Annotated in this window: 8 protein-coding genes; all 8 read left to right on the top strand. The window is 43.8% G+C overall.

The window, feature by feature from the left end; translation table 11 throughout:
- Positions 1–170: 170 nt before the first annotated feature.
- Positions 171–965, top strand: coding sequence for a 3-methyl-2-oxobutanoate hydroxymethyltransferase (panB, locus tag ACM0OP_RS17135; RefSeq protein WP_414529626.1), 795 nt, complete (start codon positions 171–173; stop codon positions 963–965).
- 30 nt (positions 966–995) lie between these two features.
- Entirely contained in the window at positions 996–1,751 is a 756-nt protein-coding gene (locus ACM0OP_RS17130; protein WP_414529625.1) for a Uma2 family endonuclease, read from the top strand.
- Positions 1,752–1,768: 17 nt separating this feature from the next.
- Entirely contained in the window at positions 1,769–3,280 is a 1,512-nt protein-coding gene (locus tag ACM0OP_RS17125) for an acyl--CoA ligase (RefSeq protein ID WP_414529624.1), read from the top strand.
- Positions 3,281–3,444: 164 nt separating this feature from the next.
- Positions 3,445–4,428 carry a 2-dehydropantoate 2-reductase gene (locus ACM0OP_RS17120; RefSeq protein ID WP_414529623.1) on the top strand — a complete coding sequence of 328 codons (984 nt, stop codon included), beginning with the start codon at positions 3,445–3,447 and terminating at the stop codon, positions 4,426–4,428.
- Between the two features lie 254 nt (positions 4,429–4,682).
- Positions 4,683–6,263: a phosphoglycerate dehydrogenase gene (serA, locus tag ACM0OP_RS17115; RefSeq protein WP_414529622.1), complete on the top strand. Its 1,581-nt coding sequence runs from the start codon at positions 4,683–4,685 to the stop codon at positions 6,261–6,263.
- A gap of 165 nt (positions 6,264–6,428) precedes the next feature.
- A complete protein-coding gene (gene prmA, locus ACM0OP_RS17110) occupies positions 6,429–7,349 on the top strand; it encodes a 50S ribosomal protein L11 methyltransferase (RefSeq protein WP_414529621.1) in 921 nt (306 codons plus the stop codon).
- Positions 7,350–7,401: 52 nt separating this feature from the next.
- Entirely contained in the window at positions 7,402–8,547 is a 1,146-nt protein-coding gene (queA, locus tag ACM0OP_RS17105) for a tRNA preQ1(34) S-adenosylmethionine ribosyltransferase-isomerase QueA (protein WP_414529630.1), read from the top strand.
- 87 nt (positions 8,548–8,634) lie between these two features.
- On the top strand, positions 8,635–9,531 hold the full coding sequence (locus ACM0OP_RS17100) for a tetratricopeptide repeat protein (RefSeq protein ID WP_414529620.1): 897 nt from the start codon (positions 8,635–8,637) through the stop codon (positions 9,529–9,531).
- The last annotated feature ends 10 nt before the right edge of the window (positions 9,532–9,541 follow it).

Below are 9,541 nucleotides of genomic sequence, written 5' to 3'. Positions count from 1 at the left end.
GTGTGGGAAGTGTGGGGGGTGTGGGAAGTGTGGGGGGTGTGGGAAGTGTGGGGGGTGTGGGAAGTGTGGGGGGAAAGATTTTTAATACCTAGTCCCCAGTCCCCAGTCCCCAATCCCCAGTCCCCAATCCCCAATCCCCAATCCCCAATCCCCAATCCCTACTTAAAAATATGGCAATTACTACTGGGAAATTAATTAAATTCAAACAACAGGGGCGCGCAATTGTGGCTTTGACGGCCTGGGATTATGCGATCGCCCAACTTCTGGATGCGGCTGGGGTAGACTTAATCTTAGTGGGTGACTCAATGGCTGCTGTTTTAGGGTACGAAACCACCCTACCAATTACCCTAGAGGAAATGCTGCATCATGCTAAAGCTGTGCGTCGTGGTGTCAAACAGGCTTTAGTTGTGGTTGATTTACCATTTTTAACTTACCAAGAAAGCATTTCTCAAGCTATGCACTCGGCTGGGTTGGTGCTGAAGGAAACTGGCGCTCAAGCTGTGAAGTTAGAAGGTGGTTATCCGGCGATGGTGGAAACTATTGCTAGATTGGTACAAGCAGGAATCCCGGTTATGGGTCATGTCGGGTTAACACCCCAATCAGTTCATCAACTGGGACTGCGACAACAGGGAAAGACTCAAACTACAGCCGAGAGAATTTTGAATGAAGCGATCGCACTCGAACAAGCCGGTGTATTCTCTATAGTGTTAGAGCATATTCCGGCAGATTTGGCAATGGAAATTACACAAAAATTAAATATTCCTACCATTGGCATTGGTGCGGGAGTTCATTGTGATGGACAAGTATTAGTTACCTCCGATGTCCTTGGTCTATCAGAAAAACAGCCACCCTTTGCCAAAGTTTACACAAATTTACGCGAGACAATTACCAAAGCTGTCCAAGATTACGCCGCAGAAGTACGCGATGGGCAAAGCCCCCCCTCCGGGGATCGCCAGTTTCCTTAACTGAACATACTGAATATTAGGAGTAGTCTTATGGTTCTAGAAATTCACCCTACTCAAAAAACTCAAAAAGAATTAGATATTACTTGGGAAGCACTTCCTGCCGATTTTATTCTATCTGATGATCCAGTGGAAAATATACAGCAACCCGCTCTGGCATCAGCATTGACAGATGCTTTAGGCGCTACACAACACATCCAAACCCAAATGTTGATTGGCTCTAATTTTGGGCTGGTAGCCACAGTCAAAAAAAAAGTAGTCGTCAAAGCACCAGATTGGTTGTATGTCCCCCAAGTCCAGCCTGTAGCTCCCGGTGTAATTCGTCGGAGTTATACCCCCAACCTAGAAGGTGCGGCTGTGGCTGTAGTCATGGAATTTCTGTCAGACACCGAAAATGGCGAATTATCAATTCGTTCCACGCCACCTTACGGTAAACTGTATTTTTACGAACATATTCTCAAAATTCCCACTTACGTCACCTATGATCCTTATGAAGTCATTCTAGAAGTAAGGTATTTACAAAATGGACAATATAGTTTAGCACCGGCAGATGCCAATGGTCGTTACTGGATTCCTGAGTTAGAATTATTTCTCGGAATTTGGCAAGGGGAAAGATTATGCCAAACTATGAATTGGCTACGGTGGTGGGATAGAGAAGGCAATTTGCTTTTGTGGAGTAGCGAACAAGCTCAACAAGAACGCCAACGTGCAGAACAAGAACACCAACGTGCGGAAATGTTAGCAGCAAAGTTACGTGAGCTAGGTGTTGACCCTGAAGCGATCGCTTAAAAATAAAATATATTATTATGCACATATTTGACATTTTAACGGGTAAAGACGAGCATCCAGCTTTGTTAACACCCGATGAACTGACTCTGACATATCAGCAACTACGGGCGAATGTAGCTTCTCTCGTTGCACAGTTGCACAGCTTTGGCTTAGGTAAAGGCGATCGCATTGCCATTGCGATGACTAACGGTTCTTCGATGGCGTGTATATTTCTTGCAGCTAGTCTATGTGGAACTGCTGCCCCCCTAAATCCCAAATACAAACAAGAAGAATTTGCGTTTTACTACGAAGACCTCCAAGCTAAAGCATTAATTACCTTACCAGGGACACCAGAGGCGGCTATAACTGCCATTAATCCCGATATGCTATTAATCCAGGTCATAACTAACACTGACGGGACATTGAGTTTGGAATTAAATCAGGAAGTCACTCAGCCACAAAGAAAAATTTCTAATCCTGACTTACCCCAAGCTGATGATGTGGCGATGATTCTGCATACCAGTGGAACTACTAGCCGTCCGAAACGGGTTCCCATTCGACACCGTAATCTTATCGCCTCCGCCCAGAATATCATTGATGTTTACAACCTTACTCCTAACGACATTAATTTATGTCTGATGCCACTATTTCACATTCACGGATTAGTAGGGTGTTTACTCTCCACCTTGGCATCAGGAGGAACATTTATTTGTCCCACAGGGTTTAATGCTTTAGAATTTTGGAAACTGGTTGAGCGTTACAAACCAACTTGGTATTCTGCCGCACCAACCATACATCAAATGATATTAGCGCGAGCCAGTCGCAACGAAGATATTGTTAAATTCCATAGCTTCCGGTTTATTCGTTCTAGCAGCGCACCTTTACCGCCAGTAATTATCGAACAAATAGAAGCAGTTCTGAATGTGCCAGTGGTAGAGTCATACAGCATGACAGAAGCTGCACATCAGATGACTTCCAACCCCTTACCACCCAAAATCCGCAAACCGGGAAGCGTCGGCTATGGACATGGTGTAGAAGTCGGGATTATGGATGAAGATGGTAACTTGCTTTCCCAAGGTAGCCTTGGTGAAGTAGGAATAAAAGGAGCCAACGTCATCGATGGTTACGAGAATAACCCGCAAGCCAACGCCACCGCTTTTGTTAACGGTTGGTTCCGTACAGGTGATCAAGGTAAACTCGACCAAGACGGCTATCTTTACCTGACTGGTAGAATCAAAGAATTAATTAACAGAGGTGGGGAAAAAATTTCGCCCTTGGAAATAGATGATTTATTGCTGCGTCATCCTGCGGTAGCAGAAGCATTAGCTTTTGCAGTTCCTCACAAAACCTTGGGTGAAGAAATTCATGCGGCTGTTGTCCTTAAGAGTAATACCAGCGAACAGGAACTAAAATCTTACTGTTCCCAACACTTAGCAGAATTCAAAATACCGAAACAAATACACATTCTCGAAGCCTTACCCCGTGGCGCTACTGGAAAACTGCAAAGGTTGAATATGTCTAAATTTCTTAAATTAGAAACAGACAAATAAAAAACATCCAAAAAGCTAACTTATTAACCTATAAACTCTCTCTTGCTTCTTTATTTCTTGACTTTGTGTACTTTGCGTCCTTTGCGGTTCGTTCATTATATTAAAAATCCCTTAAAATAGGCACAGATACGAGCAACCGTGTCTCAGGAATAGGGGAAAAGTTGATGAAAATCTGTATTGTGGGTGCGGGTGCTATCGGCGGGTATTTAGGAGCTAAACTAGCTCAAGCAGGGGAAGAAGTCACCTTAATTGCGCGTGGACAGCATCTAGAAGCAATTCAAAACCGGGGACTTGAGGTCATCATGGCCGATGGGTCAAGTCATGTAGTACATCCATCTTTAGCCACAAGTGATATAAATGACGCAGGAACTCAAGATGTAGTTATCCTGGCGGTAAAAGCTCAGAGTTTAGCGGCGATCGCCCCGGCTCTATCATCCCTCTATAATCCTGATACAATGGTAGTCACTGCCCAAAATGGTATACCTTGGTGGTACTTCCACAAGCATGGCGGTGAATATGAAGGACAACAAATTCACGCTGTTGACCCAGATGGGATTATTGCTGCCAATATTGATGTAAATCGGGTAATTGGTTCTGTAGTGTATCCAGCCGTTGAACTACAGTCACCTGGAGTAATTCGTCATATTGAAGGCGATCGCTTCAGCCTTGGAGAAATTGACAACACTAAAACCGAACGCATCCAAAAACTAGCCCAAGGCTTCAAACAAGCAGGTTTTAAAGCTCCAGTGCGTTCTAAAATTCGCACAGAAATCTGGGTAAAATTATGGGGAAACTTAGCCTTTAACCCCATCAGTGCCTTAACTCGCGCCACTCTAGAGCAGATTTGCCAATACCCCTTGACCCGCGAATTAGCAAGGCAGATGATGATGGAAGCCCAAACCATAGCCCAAAAACTCGGTATTGAATTCGGTATCAGTTTAGAACAGCGTATCCAGGGAGCAGAAAAAGTTGGCGCTCATAAAACTTCTATGCTCCAAGATATCGAAGCAGGTCGGAATACAGAGGTAGAAGCCATCCTGGGAGCGGTGATTGAACTCGGCAAACTCACCCAAATCCCAACACCCTATATGGATACTGTATATGCTAATGTCAAACTACTAGAAAAAAATTTACTGCTTTATTCATAAAAATATTAGGTTTTTCACCCTAGTCATAGTTTATATTACCGTATGGGTGGCAGAAAATAACCACTCGTCTTCAGATACCAGGAGGCATCACCAGACTATATCTGCAATTGATACTTGAAACCTTTACCATAAAAGGTGAGTGAGGACGAGGTTGATATTAAAATGCCTAATTTTTGCTGAATTGCCACAGATAAAGACTAAACTAAAAAGTCTTGTGCAGCAAAACCTGTAACTCTAAAAGAAATGAACTAATCATGTCCAAGGTTCTCGTCTCCGATCCGATTGACCAAGCTGGAATTGACATTCTCACCCAAGTTGCTACTGTAGATGTCAAAACAGGTCTAAAACCAGCAGAACTGATCGCAATCATTGGTGAATATGACGCGCTGATGATTCGCTCTGGTACACGGGTTACAGAAGAAATTATTAACGCTGGGACTCAATTAAAAATCATCGGTCGTGCTGGTGTGGGTGTGGATAATGTCGATGTCCCCGCAGCAACTCGCCGAGGAATTGTAGTTGTCAATTCTCCTGAAGGTAACACAATTGCCGCCGCCGAACACGCCCTGGCAATGATGTTATCTCTATCTCGTCACATCCCCGATGCTAACGCTTCCGTCAAAAGCGGTGAGTGGGATCGCAAAAGCTTTGTAGGTGCAGAAGTTTACAAAAAAACTCTCGGCGTTGTTGGGTTAGGTAAAATCGGTTCCCATGTCGCTACTGTGGCTAAAGCGATGGGGATGAAACTACTAGCTTACGACCCCTTTATTTCCTCGGAACGTGCCGAACAACTGGGCTGTCAGTTAGTGGAAATTGATATGCTGATGCAGCAAGCCGACTATATCACTCTGCACATTCCCAAAACACCAGAAACCACCCACTTAATTAACGCCACCACTCTGGCGAAAATGAAACCCACAGCCAGAATTATCAACTGCGCCCGTGGTGGGATCATTGACGAAACAGCTTTAGCAGCAGCAATTAAAGCAGGTCAGATCAAAGGTGCAGCCTTAGATGTGTTCGAGTCAGAACCACTAGGTGAATCTGATTTGCGATCGCTGGGTAAAGAAGTCATTCTCACCCCCCATTTAGGAGCCTCCACAACGGAAGCACAAGTGAATGTAGCAATTGATGTTGCTGAACAAATTCGTGATGTGATCTTAGGACTCCCCGCACGTTCCGCCGTTAACATTCCCGGATTTGGCCCCGATGTCCTCGAAGCACTCAAGCCTTATATGCAACTGGCGGAAACCCTGGGTAACTTAGTAGGACAGCTAGCTGGTGGGCGGGTAGAATCCCTCACAGTCCGACTACAAGGGGAACTGGCAACTAACAAAAGTCAACCTTTAGTTGTAGCTTCCCTAAAAGGATTACTTTACCAAGCCCTGCGGGAACGGGTCAACTACGTCAATGCCACTATAGAAGCTAAAGAGCGAGGAATCCGGGTAATTGAAACCCGTGATGCTTCAGCTCGTGACTACGCTGGCTCCCTACACCTAGAAGCCACAGGGACTTTAGGTACTCATTCTGTGACAGGGGCTTTATTAGGTGACAAAGAAATTCACCTGACTGATGTTGATGGTTTCCCCATTAATGTCCCCCCTAGTAAATATATGCTGTTTACCTTACACCGAGATATGCCAGGAATCATTGGTAAACTCGGTTCCTTACTGGGCAGTTTTAATGTCAATATCGCCAGTATGCAGGTAGGGCGAAAAATCGTTCGTGGGGATGCTGTCATGGCTCTGAGTATTGATGATCCTTTACCCGATGGTATTTTGGCGGAAATTGTTAAAGTACCTGGAATTAGGGACGCATACACAGTAAATCTTTAAATCCTCAATATTTTGAGTACCCAGTGCTGAGTGCAGAAAAATGTTAAGAGTAACTTATACTTCTTAAATGATCTGAGACTCGGCACTCAAAATTTTTTTTTATACAGACCAGTTTCATCGCGTCTCAACACGCCCTAACCCTTAGCTCCCCTTACAGCACTGAATATGGCCAACACTTGGTGGGAACTACAGATTTCATGTGATCCAGCCCTAGAAGATTCTATCTTTTGGCGACTGGAAGATTTTGGTAGCCGTGGTACAGCCAGTGAGAGCAAAGGTAATTCCTGTTTAGTTAAGGCTTACCTGCCAAAATTTCAAGTGCAGTTATTAGATTTGGCGGCGTTATCTCTGTGGTTGCGTCAAGATGCTCTATGTGCAGGATTTGCTATTCCTCACCTTAAATGGGATTTAATTGATGAGGAAGATTGGTCTACCAGTTGGAAACAATACTGGAAACCTGAAGAAATAGGCGATCGCTTCCTGATTAATCCCGCTTGGCTACCTTTACCAGAAACATCCGACCGATTAGTAATTCTTCTTGATCCTGGTGTAGCATTTGGTACTGGCAATCATGCCACAACTCAATTATGTTTAGAATCGCTGGAAATGCGTCTAGCTGAATTACCCAAATCTTTTGTCGATAAAACTTATAAAAAAGAACCTGTAATAATTGCGGATATTGGCTGTGGTTCTGGTATCCTCTCCATAGGTGCTTTGCTCTTAGGCGCAGAAAAGGTCTATGCAGTAGATACAGATCCCTTAGCAGTACAATCAACTTTCAGTAATCGCGCCCTCAACGAAATTAGACCAGAGTCTCTGATACCAGCAGCAGGTAGTGTAGATATGGTCAGGCAACTAGCTTTGCAACCTGTAGATGGTATTGTTTGTAACATCCTAGCTGATGTAATTATTGAGTTACTTCCCGAAATGAGTGCCATTTCTAAACCCACCACTTGGGGAATTTTTAGCGGGATTTTAGTGGAACAATCAACAGCCGTGGCTGATGCGCTAGAAAAAAATGGCTGGATTGTTGCTACCCTCTGGAAACGGAAAGAGTGGTGCTGTTTAAATGTCCGGCGCTCTTAAATTTATCCCATTACTCCCTACACCTCCCACACTCCCCACTCCCCAGCTATACATGGAGAAACAAATAGCATCTACTCAAACACCAGATCAAAATTTAGATTACTCGTTGACAGGTTACGATTACCAGTTACCACAGGAACTGATTGCTCAAAATCCCGTATTTCCCAGGGATAGTTCCCGTTTATTAGTAGTCAATTCATCTGCTACAGGTGAAGGAACCGCACCTTTACACCATATTTTTCGAGATTTACCAGATTTATTACGTGCGAATGATTTATTGATTATCAATGATACAAAAGTCATCCCGGCGCGGTTGTATGGTCGTAAATCTACTGGTGCAGAAGTAGAGATTTTGCTTTTAGAAGAACGAAAATATAACTGTTGGTTAGCTTTAGTTAAACCAGGAAAACGGTTTCAAACAGGAAGCCAGATTATTTTCCCCCCCAGGGAATTAGGAAGTCAAAATGATTCTCCTTCCCTTCCACTCAAGGCTACAGTGATTGAGACAGATCAAGCCACAGGGGGAAGGTTATTACAGTTTGATGTTCCTGAAGATAAACCTCTGGTAGAAGTGTTGCATCAATTCGGTGAGATTCCTTTACCACCTTACATAACAGCATCTACTGCGGCTGATGAACAATATCAAACAGTTTATGCTCAACAACCAGGAGCGATCGCCGCACCTACGGCAGGATTACATTTTACTCCAGAGTTGTTAGCAACGTTACGCGATCGCGGTATTAATCAAGCTTTTATTACATTACACGTGGGTATAGGTACATTCCGCCCGGTGGAAATAGAAAATGTGACTAACCACCAGATGCACGAAGAATGGATTTCAGTTCCCACCGCCACAGTGGAAAAAATCCGCGCCACTAAAGCTGCTGGGGGTAGAATTATTGCTGTGGGGACAACAGCAGTGCGCGCCTTAGAAGGAGCCGCTAAATCTGGGAATTTACAACCATTTTGCGGAAAAACAGACTTATTTATCTATCCTGGTTATCAATGGCGGGTAGTGGATGGTTTAATTACCAATTTTCACCTCCCCCGCTCTAGTTTGCTGATGCTGGTCAGTGCTTTAATTACTAGACCACGTTTGCTCAATATATATCAAGAAGCGATCGCCTCTAAATATCGCTTTTATTCCTTTGGCGATGCAATGCTGATTCTTCCAGAAGCGAGAAAATCCCTCAGTTAGCAATTTTTAACGTTGAAATTTCAATTTTTGATCTCGTTATGGGTACTCTGAATGGTAGAAATATAAAAAACTACAGAGTTGATATTTATGTATAAACAGCATCCCGTTAGCCAGTGGTTATCCTCAGTTATCAATGGACAGCAACTATATTTTAAACTTCTCTGTGCTGCTTCTGCCTGTTTGGTATTAGCTGCACCGGCAATTGTGCAATTACCAGGAAGTCAGGTAGTGGCACAAAAATCAGTTTCTCCAGATTTGCAAACCGCTACTCTTTATCAACAAGGAGTTACCCGCTATCACCGCAATGATTTGGAAGGTTCAGAATCGGCTTTTCGTCTGGCTTTGGAGCGAGATTCAAAGCTGGGAGTGGCACGCAAGTATTTAGGTAATATTATGCTGATGCAAAATCGCCCAGATTTGGCAATAGAAGAGTATAGACAGGCATTAAGAATTAATCCCAATATGGGTGAAGTTTACTATAATTTGGGGTTAGCATTCCACCAACAAGGAGAAAATGAAGGGGCAATTGCAGCTTATCGCCGATCTGTGGAGATTGATTCTAACAACTCAGCAACTCAGTATAATTTGGGATTGGTTTTGTATGAATCAGGACAATTGCAGCAGGCGATCGCCGCTTATGAAGCAGCAATTGATTTAGATAGTAGTAATGGTAATGCCTATTACAACTTAGCGATCGCCCAGCAAGAAAATGGAGAAACAGAGCAAGCGATCGCCGCTTATCGAGAAGTTATCAAACTGCAACCTAAAAATGCCACAGCTCACCGGAATTTAGGAATTATTTTATACGATCAAGGTGAACTCCGTGAAGCCCACGGACTATTGAAACGCGCCCAAGCAGCATACAAGCAGCAAGGGAAGGTGGAGGAAGCCGAGAAAATCAACGAATTAGTTCAGCACATTGTTGTCATAGAAAAGCAGCGTCAAGCCACTCAAACAGCTAATCCCACTCCTACAGCTAAGTAGCCAAAGTTGA

Source organism: Nodularia chucula CCY0103 (assembly GCF_963923915.1).
Lineage (GTDB): Bacteria > Cyanobacteriota > Cyanobacteriia > Cyanobacteriales > Nostocaceae > Nodularia > Nodularia chucula.
This window is presented reverse-complemented; position numbering and strand designations above follow the sequence as displayed.

Bases quoted from the DNA above. Each gene is read 5' to 3' on its own strand.
- panB (WP_414529626.1), top strand. From the start codon at position 171: ATGGCAATTACTACTGGGAAATTAATTAAATTCAAACAACAGGGGCGC.
- serA (WP_414529622.1), top strand. From the start codon at position 4,683: ATGTCCAAGGTTCTCGTCTCCGATCCGATTGACCAAGCTGGAATTGAC.
- queA (WP_414529630.1), top strand. From the start codon at position 7,402: ATGGAGAAACAAATAGCATCTACTCAAACACCAGATCAAAATTTAGAT.
- ACM0OP_RS17125 (WP_414529624.1), top strand. From the start codon at position 1,769: ATGCACATATTTGACATTTTAACGGGTAAAGACGAGCATCCAGCTTTG.
- prmA (WP_414529621.1), top strand. From the start codon at position 6,429: ATGGCCAACACTTGGTGGGAACTACAGATTTCATGTGATCCAGCCCTA.
- ACM0OP_RS17130 (WP_414529625.1), top strand. From the start codon at position 996: ATGGTTCTAGAAATTCACCCTACTCAAAAAACTCAAAAAGAATTAGAT.
- ACM0OP_RS17120 (WP_414529623.1), top strand. From the start codon at position 3,445: ATGAAAATCTGTATTGTGGGTGCGGGTGCTATCGGCGGGTATTTAGGA.
- ACM0OP_RS17100 (WP_414529620.1), top strand. From the start codon at position 8,635: ATGTATAAACAGCATCCCGTTAGCCAGTGGTTATCCTCAGTTATCAAT.